This is a genomic window from Hydrogenophaga sp. GW101-3F08 (assembly GCF_059424585.1).
In genome coordinates, this window is sequence record NZ_JBWKZP010000001.1 from 468,276 (window position 1) to 483,595 (window position 15,320).

The following is a 15,320-nucleotide window of genomic DNA, read 5'->3' on the forward strand; positions in this document are numbered from 1 at the left end:
CACCCGACCCCACGCCGAGGCCGCTGCGCACGCCCCCGGGATAATCGGCCCCATGAATCCCAAGTTGTCCCTCTTGCAGCCTTATCCTTTCGAACGGCTGCGCCAGCTGTTTGCGGGCGTCACACCCAACCCCGACCACCGGCCCATCAGCCTGGGCATCGGCGAACCCAGGCACGCCACACCCCAGATGCTCAAGGACGCGCTGGCCGCCGCGCTCGACACCGGACTGACCGGATACCCCGCCACCGCCGGCGAACCGGCCCTGCGCGAAGCCTGCGCGGGCTGGCTGCAGCGGCGCTACGGCGTCACGGTGGACCCGGCCACCCAGGTGCTGACGGTCAACGGCTCGCGCGAGGCGCTGTTCTCGTTTGCCCAGACCGTGATCGACCCCACACGGCCCGGCGCGACGCTGGTGTTTCCCAACCCGTTCTACCAGATCTACGAGGGCGCGGCCCTGCTCGGCGGCGCCCAGCCTTATTACGTGGCGAGCGACCCGGCGCGCAACTTCGCGGTCGACTGGGACAGCGTGCCGGACGAGGTCTGGGCCCGCACGCAACTGATCTTCGTGTGTTCCCCCGGCAACCCCACCGGCGCCGTGATGCCGCTGGACGAGTGGCAAAAGTTGTTCGAGCTGAGCGACCGCCACGGCTTCGTGATCGCCTCGGACGAGTGCTACAGCGAGATCTATTTCCGAGACGAGCCGCCCCTGGGCGGGCTGGAAGCGGCCATGAAGCTCGGGCGGACCGACTTCAAGAACCTGATGATGTTCACCAGCCTGTCCAAACGCAGCAACGTGCCCGGCCTGCGCAGCGGTTTCGTGGCCGGCGACGCGGCGCTGATCAAGCCCTTCCTGCTCTACCGCACCTACCACGGCGGCGCCATGAGCCCGGCCGTGCAGGCCGCCAGCCGGGTGGCCTGGGGCGACGAGGCGCACGTGGTGGACAACCGCCGCCAGTACCGCGAGAAGTTCGCCCAGGTCACGCCCCTGCTCTCCTCCGTGCTCGACGTGGCCCTGCCCGACGCGGCGTTTTACCTCTGGGCGGGCGTTCCGGAGGTTTTTGTCGACCGGGTGCCCGGCCTGAGCGCCGACGAGGCCTTCGCGCGTGAGCTGCTGGCTCAATACAATGTCACGGTTTTGCCGGGCAGCTACCTTGCCCGCGAGGCGGGGGGCGTCAACCCTGGCCGGGGCCGCGTGCGCATGGCGCTGGTGGCCGAACCCGCCGAATGCCTGGAGGCCGCCGGGCGCATCAAGGCGTTCGTGTTCCACAACGACTGACCCCTTCTTATCTTCGTTTCCTCTCCGTTCACCCCCATCGTCCGAGACACCATGACCCTCCAACTGCAAACCCTGATCGACAACGCCTGGGACAACCGCGCCGACCTCTCCCCCGCTTCCGCCCCCAAGGAGGTGATGGACGCCGTGGAACACGTGATCAGCGAACTCAACGCCGGCACGCTGCGCGTGGCCACGCGCGAAGGCGTGGGTCAGTGGACCGTGCACCAGTGGATCAAGAAGGCCGTGCTGCTGTCGTTCCGCCTCAAGGACAACGAACTGATGCGCAGCGGCGACCTGGCGTTCTACGACAAGGTGCCCACCAAGTTCGCCGACCTGAGCGAAGCCGAGATGAAGGCCACCGGCGTGCGCGTGGTGCCGCCGGCCGTGGCGCGCCGTGGCAGCTTTGTCGCGAAGGGCGCGATCCTGATGCCCAGCTACGTGAACATCGGCGCCTATGTCGACGAAAACACCATGGTTGACACCTGGGCCACCGTCGGCTCCTGCGCGCAGATCGGCAAGAACGTGCACCTCTCCGGCGGCGTGGGCATCGGCGGCGTGCTGGAGCCGCTGCAGGCCGGCCCCACCATCATCGAAGACAACTGCTTCATCGGGGCGCGCTCCGAAGTGGTCGAGGGCGTGGTGATCGAAGAAAACTCCGTGCTGGGCATGGGCGTGTATGTCGGCCAGAGCACCCCGGTGTTCAACCGCGAAACCGGCGAAATCACCTACGGTCGCGTGCCCGCAGGCAGTGTGGTCATCAGCGGCAACCTGCCCAAGAAGACCAAGGCCGGCCAGGACTACAGCACCTATGCCGCGATCATCGTGAAGACGGTGGACGCCCAGACGCGCTCCAAAACCAGCCTGAACGACTTGTTGCGAGACTGAGCCCCCTGCGCCGCTTCGCGTCTTCCCCCCAGGGGGACAACACCAGCGGCCTGGCAAAGCCAGTTCCGCGGTGTTCTGGGTGAAGGCACGGACTCCGGTCACGTATTGTTTTTTTTCTTCTGATAAGGACACGGCATGAGCAGCGGAACAATGGAGCGCATCCTGCGCCTGATGGCCGAGAAGAAGGCTTCGGACGTCTACCTTTCGGCGCATGCGCCGGCCATGATCAAGATCAATGGCCAGACCATCCCGGTCAACAGCCAGGTGATGCCGCCGGACGCACCCAGCAACCTGCTCGCCGAGATCGTGCCGGCCACGCGCATCGAAGAGCTGCATGAGACCGGTGAGCTCAACATGGCCGTGCCGCTGGAAGGCGTGGGCAACTTCCGCGTCAGTGCCTTTCGCCAGCGCGGCAACTACGCCGTGGTGATCCGCTTCATACCGGGGGACGTGCCCAGCCTGGACTCGCTCAACGTGGCGCCGATCCTGTCCGAGCTGATCATGGAAAAACGCGGACTGGTGTTGATGGTGGGTGCCACCGGCGCGGGCAAGTCCACCACGCTGGCGGCCATGATCGATCACCGCAATGACCGCTCCACCGGCCACATCCTCACCATTGAGGACCCGATCGAGTACGTCTACCGCAACCGCAAATCGGTGATCAACCAGCGCGAGATCGGCACCGACACCGCCTCGCTGCAGATCGGCCTGAAGAACGCGCTGCGCCAGGCCCCCGACGTGATCCTGATCGGCGAAATCCGCGACCGCGAAACCATGTCGGCGGCCATCGCCTATGCCCAGTCGGGCCACCTGTGTCTGGCCACGCTGCACGCCAACAACAGCTACCAGGCCCTCAACCGGATCCTGAGCTTCTACCCGGTGGAAGTGCGCCCCACCATGCTGGGCGACCTGTCCTCGGCGCTGCGCGCCATCGTCTCGCAGCGCCTGTTGCGCACCCACACCGGCGGGCGCGTGCCGGCCATGGAGGTGATGCTCAACACCGCGCTGATCGCCGACCTGATCCAGAAAGCCGACTTCTCCGGCGTGCGTGAAGCGATGGAAAAGTCGCTGGCCGAAGGCTCGCAGAGCTTCGAGCAGGACCTGTCCCGGCTCATCGTGGACGGCCTGGTGTCTCGCAACGAGGGCCTGGCCCACGCCGACTCGCCCAGCAACCTCATGTGGCGTCTGCAGAACGACTTCAACACCACACGCACCAACCAGCAGGCCACGCCGGGCGAAGAAGAGAACGGCGACAGCGCCACCTTCACCGAGTTCACCCTCGACGTCAAATTCTGATGACCGCCACCCTGCGCCTGACCGAAGAACTGATCGCCCGTGCCTCGGTCACCCCCCTGGACGCGGGCTGTCAGGCGCTGATCGCGTCGCGCCTGTCGGCCCTGGGCTTCGCCTGCGAAACGCTGGAGAGCGGCCCGGCCGATTTCCGCGTGACCAACCTCTGGGCCCGCCGCGGCCGCGGCGACCAGCCGACCCTGGTGTTCGCCGGCCACACCGATGTGGTGCCCACCGGCCCGCTGGAGGCCTGGGCCAGCGACCCGTTCGTGCCCTCGCACCGTGACGGCAAGCTCTACGGCCGTGGGGCCAGCGACATGAAAGCCTCGCTGGCGGCCATGGTCGTGGCCTGCGAAGAATTCATCGCCTCCAACCCCGAGCCGCAGATCGACATCGCCTTCCTGCTCACCAGCGACGAAGAAGGCCCGGCCAACGACGGCACGGTGATCGTCTGCCGCGAACTGCAAAAGCGCGGCGAACGGCTGGACTGGTGCATCGTCGGCGAACCCACCTCGGTGGAGCGCACCGGCGACATGATCAAGAACGGCCGCCGCGGCACCATGAGCGGCAAGCTCACGGTCAAGGGCATCCAGGGTCACATCGCCTACCCGCAGCTCGCCAGGAACCCGATTCACATGGTGGCGCCCGCGCTGGCCGAACTCGTGGCCACCGTCTGGGACACGGGCAATGCCTTCTTCCCGCCCACCACCTGGCAGGTCAGCAACATCCACGGCGGCACGGGCGCGAGCAACGTCATCCCCGGCACCGTGGTGATCGATTTCAACTTCCGCTTCTCCACCGCGTCCACACCCGACGGCCTGCAGCAGCGCGTCGCGGACATCCTGCAGCGCCAGGGACTGCGGGCCGGCACGGACTTCGATCTGGCGTGGACCGTGGGTGGCCTGCCCTTTCTCACCGAACCCGGCCCTCTGGTCGACGCCGTGCGCGCGGCGATCCGGGCCGAGACCGGCATCGACACCCAGCTCTCCACCACCGGCGGCACCAGTGACGGACGTTTCATCGCCCAGGTCTGCCCCCAGGTGATCGAACTCGGCCCGCCCAACGCCACCATCCACAAGATCGACGAACACGTCGCGGTGGCCGACATCGAGCCGCTCAAGAACATCTACCGCCGCACCCTGGACCAACTGGCCCGACTGGCCGGCGCTGGCCGCTGACCCGCCCCATGAACCTGCAACACACCCTGGCCGAGGCGCAGCGCCGCCTCGCCGCCGCCTCGCTGGCCTATGGGCATGGCACCACCAACGCCCACGACGAAGCGGCCTGGCTGGTGCTGTGGCAGTTGGGGCTGCCCCTCGACAGCGACCTCGATGCGCTGGCCACGCTGCCCGTGACCGATGAGGCCGCGCAAGCCGTCGCCGCGCTGATCACCCGCCGCATCGAAACCCGCCAGCCCGCCGCCTACCTCACGCGCGAGGCCTGGCTGCAAGGCGTGCCGTTCTATGTGGACGAGCGGGCCATCGTGCCGCGCAGCTTCATCGCCGAGCTGATCGCCGACGGTGGCATCGATCCCTGGCTGGGCGAACACACCACGCGCGTGCTGGACCTGTGCACCGGCAACGGCAGCCTGGCCGTGCTGGCCGCCATGGCCTGGCCCGAGGTGCAGGTCACCGGCGCCGACATCTCCGCCGACGCGCTGGCCGTGGCTCGCATCAACGTGGACCGCCACCGGTTGCAGGACCGCATCACGCTCATCGAATCCGACGGGCTCAAGGCCTGCCCCGGCCCCTACGACCTGGTGCTGTGCAACCCGCCCTACGTGAACGCGCAGAGCATGCGCGAGCTGCCCGCCGAATACACCGCCGAACCCGCGCTGGCCCTGGCTGGCGGTGCCGACGGCATGGACTTCGTTCGTGCGCTGCTGCGCGACCTGCCCGCGCGGCTGGGTCCGCATGGCGTGCTGGTGCTCGAAATCGGCAACGAACGCGAGCACTTCGAAGCGGCCTTTCCGCAGCTCGAAGCCGTGTGGCTGTCCACCAGTGCCGGCGACGACCAGGTTCTTCTTCTCACCTCCGAATCCCTTTCGGCGCTGGCCGTCCAGCCTGCGCCCCACCCATGATCACTCTGAAAAACCTGGTCCTTCGTCGTGGCACGAAGGTCCTGCTCGATGGCGCGTCCGCCACCATCAACCCCAGCGAAAAAGTCGGCCTCGTCGGCCGTAACGGCGCGGGCAAGTCCAGCCTGTTCGGCCTGCTCAACCACACCCTGCACGAAGACAAGGGCGATTTCTACGTGCCTGCGCAGTGGCGCATGGCGCAGGTGGCGCAGGACATGCCCGAGACCGACATGCCGGCCACGCAGTTCGTCATCGAAGGCGACGTGACCCTGCTGGCCGCGCGCCAGGAGGTGCAGGCCTCGGAAGACAGCGGCGATGGCGAGCGCATGGCCCACGCCTACATGGCGCTGCACGACGCGGGTGAACACGATGCGCCGGCGCGCGCGCAGGCCCTGATCCTGGGCCTGGGTTTCCGCACCGACGAGCTGGAACGCCCGGTCAACAGCTTCTCGGGCGGCTGGCGCATGCGCCTGCAGCTCGCTCGCGCGCTCATGTGCCCGAGCGACCTGCTGCTGCTCGACGAACCCACCAACCACCTGGACCTGGACGCCCTGGTCTGGCTGGAAGCCTGGCTCAAGCGCTACGAAGGCACCATGCTCGTGATCAGCCACGATCGCGAGTTTCTCGATGCCGTGACCGACGTCACCATCCACATCGAACGTGCCCTGCTCACGCGATACGGCGGCAACTACAGCAAGTTCGAAGACATGCGCGCCGAGCAGATGGCGCTGCAGGCCACGGCGTATTCCAAGCAGCAGGACAAGGTGGCGCACCTGCAGAAGTTCATCGCCCGCTTCAAGGCCAAGGCCAGCAAGGCCAAACAGGCGCAGAGCCGGGTCAAGGCGCTGGAGCGCATGGAAAAGATCGGCCCGGTGCTGGCCGACGCCGAGTTCACCTTCGAGTTCAGCGAACCGCAGAACCTGCCCAACCCCATGCTGGCGATGCATGAGGTCAGTTTCGGCTACCCGCCGCTGGAAGACGGTGGCGAGCCCACCGTGATCGTGCGCAACGTCAGCCGCTCGGTGCTGGCCGGGCAGCGCATCGGTATCCTGGGCGCCAACGGCCAGGGCAAGTCCACGGTGGTCAAGACCATCGCGCGCGATCTGGCCGCCATCAGTGGCGACATCATCGAAGGCAAGGGCCTGAACATCGGCTACTTCGCGCAGCAGGAACTCGATGTGCTGCGCCCGGCCGACACCCCGCTGGAGCACATGATCCGGCTGGTACGCGACTGCACAGCGCAGGGCCGCCTCAGCGGCCAATCCACCCGCGAGCAGGATCTGCGCAGTTTCCTGGGCAGTTTCAACTTCACCGGCGACCAGGTGAAACAGGCCGTGGGCAGCATGAGCGGTGGCGAAAAGGCGCGGCTGGTGCTGTGCATGATCGTCTGGCAGCGCCCCAACCTGCTGCTGCTCGACGAGCCCACCAACCACCTGGACCTGGCAACCCGCGAGGCCTTGTCGATGGCGCTCAATGAGTTCGAAGGCACCGTCATGCTGGTCAGCCACGACCGTGCCCTGCTGCGCGCCGTGTGCGACGAGTTCTGGCTGGTCTCTCGCGGTGGCATCGCACCCTTCGACGGCGATCTGGACGACTACCAGCGCTACCTGCTGGACATGGCCAAGCAGTCGCGCGAAGCCCAGCGCCAGGAACAGCGCGATCAGGCGCGAGGCGCTGCCCCCGCCGTGGCGACGCCCGCTCCCAAGGCCACTGCCCCGGCGCCGCAGGCTCCGGTGGCCGCGCCCGCCAGCGCGGCGACCCGCAGCCCCGAGCAACGTCGGCAGGATGCCCAGCGCCGCCAGCAGTTGGCCGAACAGGCCCGCCCCCTGAAGAAGGAGCTGGAACAGAACGAGAAGCGCACGGCGGCACTGGCACAGGAAAGAGCGCAACTGGAGACCCTCCTGAGCCAGCCCACCAGCCCCGCGGCCATGGCCGACTCGGGCCGCCGACTCAAGGCTGTCAACGACGAAATCGACACGCTGGAAGGTCGCTGGCTGGAGCTCACGGAAGCCATTGATGCGATGAACGCGGGTTGAAGCCGGGCGGGGTTGGCGCGCGTGCGCTGGACGCCACACCTGGGCGACGCCCATCACGGCGGCCCGGCCCTGGCACCGCCAAGCACGGCGAAAACACCAGCTCGGCGCTACAGTTGAGCGCGTCTTCTCAACCACCTTTGCCCGAAAGGCAGACCGCCCATGATGTCCCTGCTTGGAACCCTCTTCATTGGCCTCATCGCAGGCTTTGTCGCACGTGCCCTCAAACCCGGCGACGACGGCATGGGCTGGATCATGACCGCCATCCTGGGCGTGGCCGGATCGTTTCTGGCCAGCTACCTGGGCGCGGCGCTCGGGCTGTATGCGCCGGGACAGGCGGCCGGCTTCATTGCGTCCGTGATCGGCGCGGTACTGCTGCTCGTGGTCTACGGCTTCGTCAAGAAGAAGTGACCCGGACCTGATGCGAATCCTGGGATCGCAACGCGGTTAATGCGGGGCACTGGTGCCCACCGGACAGCTCTGAAACAATCCCGACCCCAGCATGTGCTGGTCGTTTGAGGGGTTTGTCATGAAGAAGCTGTTGTTGACGTCCTGCGCGCTGTTGTTCTCGGGCGTGGCTCTGGCCAATAGTTGCCCGACCGAGATGAAGGCCATCGATGCCAAGCTGGCAACCAAACCGGCTTTGGCGGCGGCCGACCAGGAGAAGGTGATGACTTTGCGCGCCGACGGTGAACGCCTGCACAAGGCGGGCGATCACGACGCCTCGATGAAGGCGCTGGCGCAGGCCAAGAAAATCCTGGGCCTCTGAGCCTTTGATCTGCACAAACAAAAAAGCCTGCTACCGATGCGATAGCAGGCTTTTCAGGCTTTACGCCATGATTTTGGTGGGACGTGCGGGGGTCGAACCCACGACAAACGGATTAAAAGTCCGCTGCTCTACCAACTGAGCTAACGTCCCACGGTTTCGAAACTTTGGCTTTCAGCCTTGTTGCGAAGCCTCAAATTATAGCGTCATTTTTGGGTCTTTTTGAAGACCCAATGGAATCTTGTGTGCGTTGTTCGCCAGCACATTCATCAGCGCCCCCGCCGCGCACAAACCAAACGTGGCGGTCACGCTCACGGCCGAGCCGTAACCGTGGCAATTGAGTGAGCCATCCCCCGCATCCAGCTGGCAGGACGCATCGGGAGCGGCCACGGTCTCTCGGCTGAACACGCAATTCACGCCGATGCGCCCCGTCCGGGCCGCGCCGTGATGTTTGCGCAAGCGGTAGCGCAACTGGGCCAGCAGCGGATCGTGGGTGGTGTCGGCCAGATCGGCCATGTCCACCGCGTGGGCCTGACGTTTTCCACCCGCGGCGCCCACCGTCACCAAAGGCACATGGTGGTTCAGCGCCCAGGCGGCCAGGGCGGTCTTGGCCCGCACCTGGTCGCAGGCATCGATGAGGCCCAGGCCGCCCGCGTCAGCCTCGACGCCGAGTGCCTCCAGCGCTTGGGGCCAGTTTTCCGGGGTCACAAAGTCGTCGATCACATCGACCACGCAGGCCGGGTGGAACTGGGCGATCCGCTCACGCATGGCCAGCACCTTCGATTGACCCAAGGTGGCGTCAAGCGCGTGAATCTGGCGGTTAATGTTGGACTCGGACACATGGTCCATGTCGATCAGTGTGAGGCGCCGCACGCCGCTGCGCGCCAGCGCCTCGACCGCCCAGGAGCCCACGCCCCCGATGCCGACCACCACCACATGTGCGTCGAAGATGCGCTGGGACCCCTCCATGCCGTAGAGCCGGCGCAGGCCCCCAAAGCGGCGCTCGAAATCGATGCTCATGCGCGGTCACTCACGCTCGATCAACCACATCTGGAAGCGAAAACCGGCGATCGCGCCCAGCACGATGCCCGTGACAGCGATCATGCTCGTCAGGCTGAGGGTGGAGAGTCCGGAAAGGCCCTGGCCCACGGTGCAACCCAGCGCCGTGACCCCGCCCACACCCATGCAGAACGCGCCCACCAGGTGCAGCGCCGTGTCCTGCGTGCCGCGAAAACCTTCCCAGCGGAAACTGCGCCCCACCAGCGCTTGCACGAAAGCACCCACCACCACCCCGGCCACACTGATGACGCTCAGCGTCAGCACCTTGGAGGTGTCGCTGAACAGAATGAGCCAGTCCAGCGCGTAGGCCATCGGAGCACTGAATGTCAGCGACTCCATGCGCCCGGTGTTGGTGGCGAGGTAGACCGAATCGAGGGTTTCTGGGTGTTCCTGGACAAACCCGAGGTGGCCGCTGACCCACCACATGGCCACAATCATGAGCCCGATGCCCACGCCACCGGACAGATTGCTGCCGGTGCGGAACTCCGGCTCGGTCAACGCCCACAGCACCAGGGCGCCGCCGACCAGCAAAGCCAGCAGCAACCCCGCCAACGCGGGTTTGACGCCCAAGGCGCCCGCGACCCAGACCGGCACGGTGCCGCCCGCCGTGATGTCGAAAGCCACCTGGTCCAACGTGTTGACACGGGCCACCGCCAACACGCCGCGCAATGTGGCGAAGGCGGCAAACCCCATGACGAAGAACACCACCAGCGACTTGAGACTGCCCGCGCCGATACGCACCAAAGTCTTGCTGCCGCAACCGGATGCCAGCACCATGCCGAAACCGAACAGCGCACCACCCACCAGCGCCGACAACCAGATGATGCGGCCCGTGGAATAGATGGTTTTGCTGGTGTCGATCCAGCCCAGCCAGCCCATGGCGTAAAAACCGATCATGGCCACGCCGACGGCCATGCCCCACATGCGCATGCGCGTCCACGCGCCCATGTTGACGATGTCGCTGATGGCCCCCATGGTGCAGAAGTGGGTGCGCTGGGCGATGAACCCAAACGCCGCGGACACCGCGAATGCGGCCCAGAGCACCAGAGTCTGCAGTTTGTGAAGGTCGGCGATTTCCATGGCCGCCATTGTAGGAGCAGGCCCACGAGAGGCCTGCTGCATCACGGTGCCCGCCAGGGCGGGCGCTGGCGCGTCAGCGCAGACCCGCCAGCCGTTCGCGGGCCGCTGCCGCGGCCTCGGACCGCGGATGCTGTTTCACCAGATCGTTCAGCGTGCGGCGTGCCGTCTTGCTGTCTTTCATCTCGATCTGGCTGTTGGCCATGGCCAGCATGGCTTCGGGCGCACGCAGGTGTGTGGGGTACTGCGTCACCAAGCGGCGATGGCTGTCAATGGCGTCTTTGTAGGCCCGGTTTGCGTACTGCGCGTTGCCTAGCCAATACAGTGCCGACGGGGTGTAGCCGCTGTCCGGATAACGGCGCATGAAGGCCGCGTAAGCCTGCGACGCCCGCACAAAGTCGGAGCGGCGCAGCACTTCCATGGCCGCATCAAAATCGCGCTTTTCCTCGGGTGTCGCCGTGAACTCCAGGCCATCCAGAGACACCCGCACCGGTTCCACCTGACGCAGGCGTTCGTCGATCCCGACCTGAACATCCTTCTGCTGGCGCTGCAATTCGGAGACCTCGCGCGCGAGCTGCTCGTTCTGCCCGCGCAGCCGGGCCAGTTCGCCGCGCAGCTCCTCGATCTGGTTGGAGAGTTCAAGCAGGCTGCGGCGGTGGGCCGCACCGCTTTCCCGCGCTTCGGCCAGAGCGGCATCGGTGGCCTGGCTTTTGGCTTCAAACTTCTGTCGCAGTTCGATGACGGCCTTGCGCGCTTCGTCGTCATCGAACAGGGCATGCGCCTGCAGCGGCCACCAACCGGCAACGGTCAGCATCGCCGCCGCGGATGTCAGGGAAAAACGCATGGTGCTCAGCGGTAGGTCAGTTCAACGCGACGGTTCTTGGCAAACGACTCTTCATCAAAACCCGGCACCGCAGGCTTTTCTTCACCAAAGCTCACGGGCTCCATCTGCGTCTCGGGGACGCCCAGCAAGGTCAGCGCGCGGCGCACGGCTTCGGCGCGTTTCTGACCCAGTGCCAAGTTGTATTCACGTCCACCACGTTCGTCGGTGTGGCCTTCGAGCGCCACTTTGCGATTGCGATTGGCGTTGAGGTAGCGGGCGTTGGCTTCGAGCGTGGCGGTGAAATCAGCGCGCACTTCGTAGCTGTCGTAGTCGAAATAGATCACACGGGCCATCCCCGCTGGCTGCTGGGAGTCCATGCCGGGCACTTCGACCCCGGCAACCCCGCGTGGGTCCACACCACTGCCCTGCCCGCCCTGGCCACCCGCGCCGGTGGAGGTGCCGCGATCTTCCACCGGCACGTCGTCGAGCTTCACGCTGGAGCCGCAGGCGGCCAGAGAAACCACCAGCACGGCGCCGGTGAGCCAGGTCAGCCAGCGAGGCGTGTTGCGGGTCGAGGAGTGAGCGTCGGGTTTGGCGTTTTTCAACATGAGGATGTCCCTTTCTGAACGGGTATGCAATGGAATGGATGCGGTGAACCAGGGGCCGGCAGCCCTCAGCGTGTGAAGGGGCCCCACTCGGGCTCGCGGATGTCGCCGCGTGCGCCGGCGAGCCGGGTCTTGATGCGGCCATCCACGGTGGTGGTCATGAGCGCTTCCTGGCCTTTGTCGCGGGTGGCATAGATGATCATGCGGCTGTTGGGCGCAAAGCTCGGGCTTTCATCGGCACTGGTGTCCGTCACGGCGGTCACATTGCCGCTGGCCAGTTCCATCACGTGCAGGCGAAAGGCACCGCCCACGCGCGAAACAAAGGCCAGCCAGCGCCCGTCCGGGCTCGGCGAAGGCGAAATGTTGTAGTTGCCCGTGAAGGTCACGCGCTGGGGGTTGCCGCCCTGCGCGCCCATCTTGTAAATCTGTGGCGATCCACCGCGATCGCTGACGAAGAAGATGGTCCGGCCGTCGGCGCTGAACACCGGCTCGGTGTCGATGCTGGAGCTCTGGGACAGCCGGCGGGGCTCGCCACCGTCGGACTCCATGGCGTAGATCTGCGCATTGCCGGAAATGGAGAGCGTCGCGACCAATTGCCGGCCGTCGGGCGACCACGAAGGAGCGCTGTTGGAACCGCGGAAGTTGGCGAGCAGCCGGCGCCTGGCCGTGGCCACGTCGTGCGAATAGATCACCGGTTTGCGTGACTCGAAGGACACGTAGGCCAACTGCGCCCCGCCGGGTGCCCAGCTGGGGGAAATGATGGGTTCCGCGCTGGTCAGCGCGGCTCGCGCATTTTCACCATCGGCATCGGCCACCCACAGGCTGTGGCGCGTGCCGGCCTTGGTCACATAAGCAATGCGGGTCGAGAAGACACCCTTTTCACCGGTGAGCTTTTCGTAGATGTAGTCGGCAATGCGGTGGGCCGCGAGGCGCAGATCTTGTGTGGCCACGGGGTAGCTCAACCCGCCGAGGTCTTGCCCACGAACCACGTCCCACAGGCGGAACCGCACGTCGTAGCGGCCATCGGCCAGGCGCGTCACGCTGCCGGTGAGCAGGGAGTCGGCCCCTTTGCTGCGCCAGGGCGTGAGGTCCGGCCGGGAGGTTTCGTCCAGCCGTGCGGCCACGGGTTCGACAAAACGGAACTGCCCGCTGCGCTCGAGATCGGCGCGCACGATGGCGGCCATGTCCTGATCGATCTGCGCATTCTCTCGAAAGCTGACGGCAGAGAACGGTATCTGCGTCATGCCCGCGCCGGACACTTCGACGCGGAACTGGGCCTGGGCTGCCTGCCAAGGCATCGCCATCAGAGGGAGGGCTGCGGCGCCGCTGAGCATGCCGCGTCGGGAAAGTCGCCAGTCAGATGGGTTCAAATCCAGCATTCGTCACAAGGTTGGGGAGGGGCGAAAACGACGCCACAGGCGCGTCCTGCGGGTCCGACAACGGATAATAACGGAACCGGGCACGGGCCCCGTGACAAGATGTGCCGTCACCCCCTCTTTCCTGCGGTATGACCGGGCACTTCCTGTTGGCCCGAACCGATCTTTCGACCCCCCAAAAAGCCGCCAGGCCACACCGCCTTGACCCCATCGATTCCCACGCGCTCCCTGCCGGCAGAGACGATCCGGCAACGCCTGAAGCGGCTGTGGCCGTATTTCCGCTCCGCCCGCGCCGGCATCGCACTCGCGGCCATGGGAACCCTGCTGGGCGCGGCCACCGAACCCATGATTCCGGCGCTGCTCAAGACGCTGCTGGACCGGGGTTTCGCCGAAGGCAACATCGCCTTGTGGATGGTGCCCGTGGCCCTCATGGGGCTGTTCGGCATCCGGGGCATGGCCGGTTTCGTGGCGCAGTACGCGCTGTCCTACACCGCCAGCCTGGGCCTGCTGAATCTGCGCCGGGCCATGTTCGTCAAGCTCAACCATGCGCAGATGACGCTGTTTGCCCGCCAGAGCGCGAGCAAGCTTTCCAACACCCTGGTCTACGAGGTCCAGACGGGCTCCACCATGCTGGTGTCGGCGCTGCTCACGCTCACCAAGGACAGCCTGACCCTGCTGGCCCTGATGGGCTATCTGATGTACCTGAACTGGAAGCTCACCCTGATCGTGCTGCTGCTGTTTCCAGGCTTGGTCCTGATCATGCGCGTGCTCTCGCGCCGCCTCTACAAGCTCACCAAGTCGAGCCAGGACGCCACCGATGAGCTGGCCTATGTGGTCGAGGAAAACGCGCTGGCCCACCGCATGGTGCGGCTTCATGGTGCGCAGCAGCGCCAGACCCACCGCTTCGATGGCCTGAGCGTGGCGCTGCGGCGGCTGGCCCTGAAATCCACCATCGCTCAGGCCGCCATGACGCCGCTCACGCAGCTGCTGGCGGCTGCCGCGCTGTCGGCGGTGATCGCGGTCGCGCTGTGGCAGAGCAGCAGCAGCGGGGTGACGGTGGGCAACTTCGTCGCCTTCGTCACCGCCATGCTGATGCTGATCGCGCCGATCCGCCACCTGGCTGAGATCGCCGGCCCCATCACGCGCGGCCTGGCCGCGCTGGAGCGCGGCCTGGACCTGATCGACCACACACCGGAGCAAACCAGCGGCACCCACACCGCCACGCACGCACAGGGCGATATTTCGCTCCGGCAGGTGTGGGTGCGCTACCCGGCCAAGGACGGAGCGACTCCGAACGAGGCCGACGATGCCAGCCGCACCGCGTTGCGGGGCATCGATCTGCACATCCGCCCCGGTGAAGTGCTGGCATTGGTGGGCCCCTCGGGATCGGGCAAGACCACCCTGGCCAACCTGTTGCCCCGCTTCGTGGAAGTCGAGCGCGGCGAGGTGCTGCTCGATGGCGTGGCGCTGCCCGACTGGGACCTGCGCAGCCTGCGCCGCCAGTTCGCCATGGTCAGCCAGGACGTGGTGATGCTCAACGACACGCTGGCGGCCAATGTGGCGCTGGGTGCCGCGGACGACGAGATCGACGAGGCCCGCGTGCGCGCCGCGCTCGACTCGGCCAACCTGGGTGATCTGGTCGAGCGACTGCCGAGAGGGGTGCACAGCACGGTGGGCCACAACGCCGCCGAACTCTCCGGCGGGCAGCGCCAACGGCTGGCGATCGCGCGGGCGATCTACAAGGACGCGCCGGTCCTGATCCTGGACGAGGCCACGTCGGCGCTGGACAACGAATCCGAACGGCTGGTGCAGGACGCGCTGGCCCGCCTCATGAAGGGCCGCACTACGCTGGTGATCGCGCACCGCCTGTCCACCATCGAACACGCCGACCGCGTGGTGGTGCTGGCCAACGGACAGATCATGGAACAGGGCACGCACCGTGAGCTGTTGCATGCCGACGGCCTCTATGCCCGGTTGCATGCGCAGGGCTTCAAACCGGAAGTCGAACAGGAATGAAAAAACCGGAGCCACCTGTGCAGGCGGCTCCGGTTTC

Annotated in this window: 14 protein-coding genes and 1 tRNA gene; 9 read left to right on the plus strand and 6 right to left on the minus strand. The window is 66.3% G+C overall.

The annotated features are described in order from the left end of the window. Positions 1-52: 52 nt before the first annotated feature. From dapC to AC07YZ_RS02455, 8 genes are all read left to right on the plus strand, one after another. On the plus strand, positions 53-1,276 hold the full coding sequence (gene dapC, locus AC07YZ_RS02420) for a succinyldiaminopimelate transaminase (protein ID WP_494793571.1): 1,224 nt from the start codon (positions 53-55) through the stop codon (positions 1,274-1,276). 51 nt (positions 1,277-1,327) lie between these two features. After that, positions 1,328-2,161, plus strand: coding sequence for a 2,3,4,5-tetrahydropyridine-2,6-dicarboxylate N-succinyltransferase (dapD, locus tag AC07YZ_RS02425; RefSeq protein WP_494793572.1), 834 nt, complete (start codon positions 1,328-1,330; stop codon positions 2,159-2,161). Between the two features lie 135 nt (positions 2,162-2,296). Beyond that, entirely contained in the window at positions 2,297-3,457 is a 1,161-nt protein-coding gene (locus AC07YZ_RS02430; protein ID WP_226492900.1) for a PilT/PilU family type 4a pilus ATPase, read from the plus strand. Continuing rightward, positions 3,457-4,629, plus strand: coding sequence for a succinyl-diaminopimelate desuccinylase (gene dapE / locus AC07YZ_RS02435; protein WP_494793573.1), 1,173 nt, complete (start codon positions 3,457-3,459; stop codon positions 4,627-4,629). Before AC07YZ_RS02430 ends, dapE begins: the two co-directional genes overlap by 1 nt. An 8-nt stretch (positions 4,630-4,637) precedes the next feature. Then, positions 4,638-5,531, plus strand: a complete 894-nt coding sequence (prmB, locus tag AC07YZ_RS02440) for a 50S ribosomal protein L3 N(5)-glutamine methyltransferase (RefSeq protein ID WP_494793574.1) — start codon at positions 4,638-4,640, stop codon at positions 5,529-5,531. Next, positions 5,528-7,564: an ABC-F family ATP-binding cassette domain-containing protein gene (locus tag AC07YZ_RS02445; RefSeq protein WP_494793575.1), complete on the plus strand. Its 2,037-nt coding sequence runs from the start codon at positions 5,528-5,530 to the stop codon at positions 7,562-7,564. The genes prmB and AC07YZ_RS02445 overlap by 4 nt, the downstream gene beginning before the upstream one ends. A 159-nt stretch (positions 7,565-7,723) precedes the next feature. Continuing rightward, entirely contained in the window at positions 7,724-7,972 is a 249-nt protein-coding gene (locus tag AC07YZ_RS02450; protein ID WP_226492896.1) for a GlsB/YeaQ/YmgE family stress response membrane protein, read from the plus strand. A 118-nt stretch (positions 7,973-8,090) separates the two neighbouring features. Further along, a complete protein-coding gene (locus tag AC07YZ_RS02455; protein ID WP_226492895.1) occupies positions 8,091-8,330 on the plus strand; it encodes a PA2433 domain-containing protein in 240 nt (79 codons plus the stop codon). A gap of 74 nt (positions 8,331-8,404) precedes the next feature. On the opposite strand, the gene AC07YZ_RS02460 is transcribed toward AC07YZ_RS02455, so the two are convergent. From AC07YZ_RS02460 to tolB, 6 genes are all read right to left on the minus strand, one after another. Continuing rightward, positions 8,405-8,480, minus strand: a tRNA-Lys gene (locus AC07YZ_RS02460). 45 nt (positions 8,481-8,525) lie between these two features. Then, positions 8,526-9,347 (minus strand): tRNA threonylcarbamoyladenosine dehydratase, encoded by an 822-nt coding sequence (locus tag AC07YZ_RS02465; protein ID WP_494793576.1) that lies wholly within the window; start codon positions 9,345-9,347, stop codon positions 8,526-8,528. Between the two features lie 6 nt (positions 9,348-9,353). Continuing rightward, on the minus strand, positions 9,354-10,466 hold the full coding sequence (locus AC07YZ_RS02470; RefSeq protein WP_226492893.1) for a YeeE/YedE family protein: 1,113 nt from the start codon (positions 10,464-10,466) through the stop codon (positions 9,354-9,356). A gap of 73 nt (positions 10,467-10,539) precedes the next feature. Further along, a complete protein-coding gene (ybgF, locus tag AC07YZ_RS02475) occupies positions 10,540-11,307 on the minus strand; it encodes a tol-pal system protein YbgF (protein ID WP_226492892.1) in 768 nt (255 codons plus the stop codon). Between the two features lie 5 nt (positions 11,308-11,312). After that, positions 11,313-11,894 carry a peptidoglycan-associated lipoprotein Pal gene (gene pal / locus AC07YZ_RS02480; RefSeq protein ID WP_226492891.1) on the minus strand — a complete coding sequence of 194 codons (582 nt, stop codon included), beginning with the start codon at positions 11,892-11,894 and terminating at the stop codon, positions 11,313-11,315. 65 nt (positions 11,895-11,959) lie between these two features. Next, a complete protein-coding gene (gene tolB / locus AC07YZ_RS02485; RefSeq protein WP_494793577.1) occupies positions 11,960-13,195 on the minus strand; it encodes a Tol-Pal system beta propeller repeat protein TolB in 1,236 nt (411 codons plus the stop codon). Positions 13,196-13,468: 273 nt separating this feature from the next. Here tolB and msbA point away from each other — a divergent pair, with 273 nt between their 5' ends. After that, positions 13,469-15,283 carry a lipid A export permease/ATP-binding protein MsbA gene (gene msbA / locus AC07YZ_RS02490; RefSeq protein WP_494793578.1) on the plus strand — a complete coding sequence of 605 codons (1,815 nt, stop codon included), beginning with the start codon at positions 13,469-13,471 and terminating at the stop codon, positions 15,281-15,283. Positions 15,284-15,320 lie beyond the last annotated feature (37 nt).

What these genes read in the sequence shown, in the direction of transcription:
- dapC (WP_494793571.1), top strand. Translation starts at nt 53, where the DNA reads ATGAATCCCAAGTTGTCCCTCTTGCAGCCTTATCCTTTCGAACGGCTG.
- AC07YZ_RS02445 (WP_494793575.1), top strand. Translation starts at nt 5,528, where the DNA reads ATGATCACTCTGAAAAACCTGGTCCTTCGTCGTGGCACGAAGGTCCTG.
- AC07YZ_RS02470 (WP_226492893.1), bottom strand. Translation starts at nt 10,466, where the DNA reads ATGGAAATCGCCGACCTTCACAAACTGCAGACTCTGGTGCTCTGGGCC.
- ybgF (WP_226492892.1), bottom strand. Translation starts at nt 11,307, where the DNA reads ATGCGTTTTTCCCTGACATCCGCGGCGGCGATGCTGACCGTTGCCGGT.
- AC07YZ_RS02430 (WP_226492900.1), top strand. Translation starts at nt 2,297, where the DNA reads ATGAGCAGCGGAACAATGGAGCGCATCCTGCGCCTGATGGCCGAGAAG.
- dapD (WP_494793572.1), top strand. Translation starts at nt 1,328, where the DNA reads ATGACCCTCCAACTGCAAACCCTGATCGACAACGCCTGGGACAACCGC.
- tolB (WP_494793577.1), bottom strand. Translation starts at nt 13,195, where the DNA reads ATGGCGATGCCTTGGCAGGCAGCCCAGGCCCAGTTCCGCGTCGAAGTG.
- AC07YZ_RS02465 (WP_494793576.1), bottom strand. Translation starts at nt 9,347, where the DNA reads ATGAGCATCGATTTCGAGCGCCGCTTTGGGGGCCTGCGCCGGCTCTAC.
- pal (WP_226492891.1), bottom strand. Translation starts at nt 11,894, where the DNA reads ATGTTGAAAAACGCCAAACCCGACGCTCACTCCTCGACCCGCAACACG.
- prmB (WP_494793574.1), top strand. Translation starts at nt 4,638, where the DNA reads ATGAACCTGCAACACACCCTGGCCGAGGCGCAGCGCCGCCTCGCCGCC.
- dapE (WP_494793573.1), top strand. Translation starts at nt 3,457, where the DNA reads ATGACCGCCACCCTGCGCCTGACCGAAGAACTGATCGCCCGTGCCTCG.
- AC07YZ_RS02455 (WP_226492895.1), top strand. Translation starts at nt 8,091, where the DNA reads ATGAAGAAGCTGTTGTTGACGTCCTGCGCGCTGTTGTTCTCGGGCGTG.
- AC07YZ_RS02450 (WP_226492896.1), top strand. Translation starts at nt 7,724, where the DNA reads ATGATGTCCCTGCTTGGAACCCTCTTCATTGGCCTCATCGCAGGCTTT.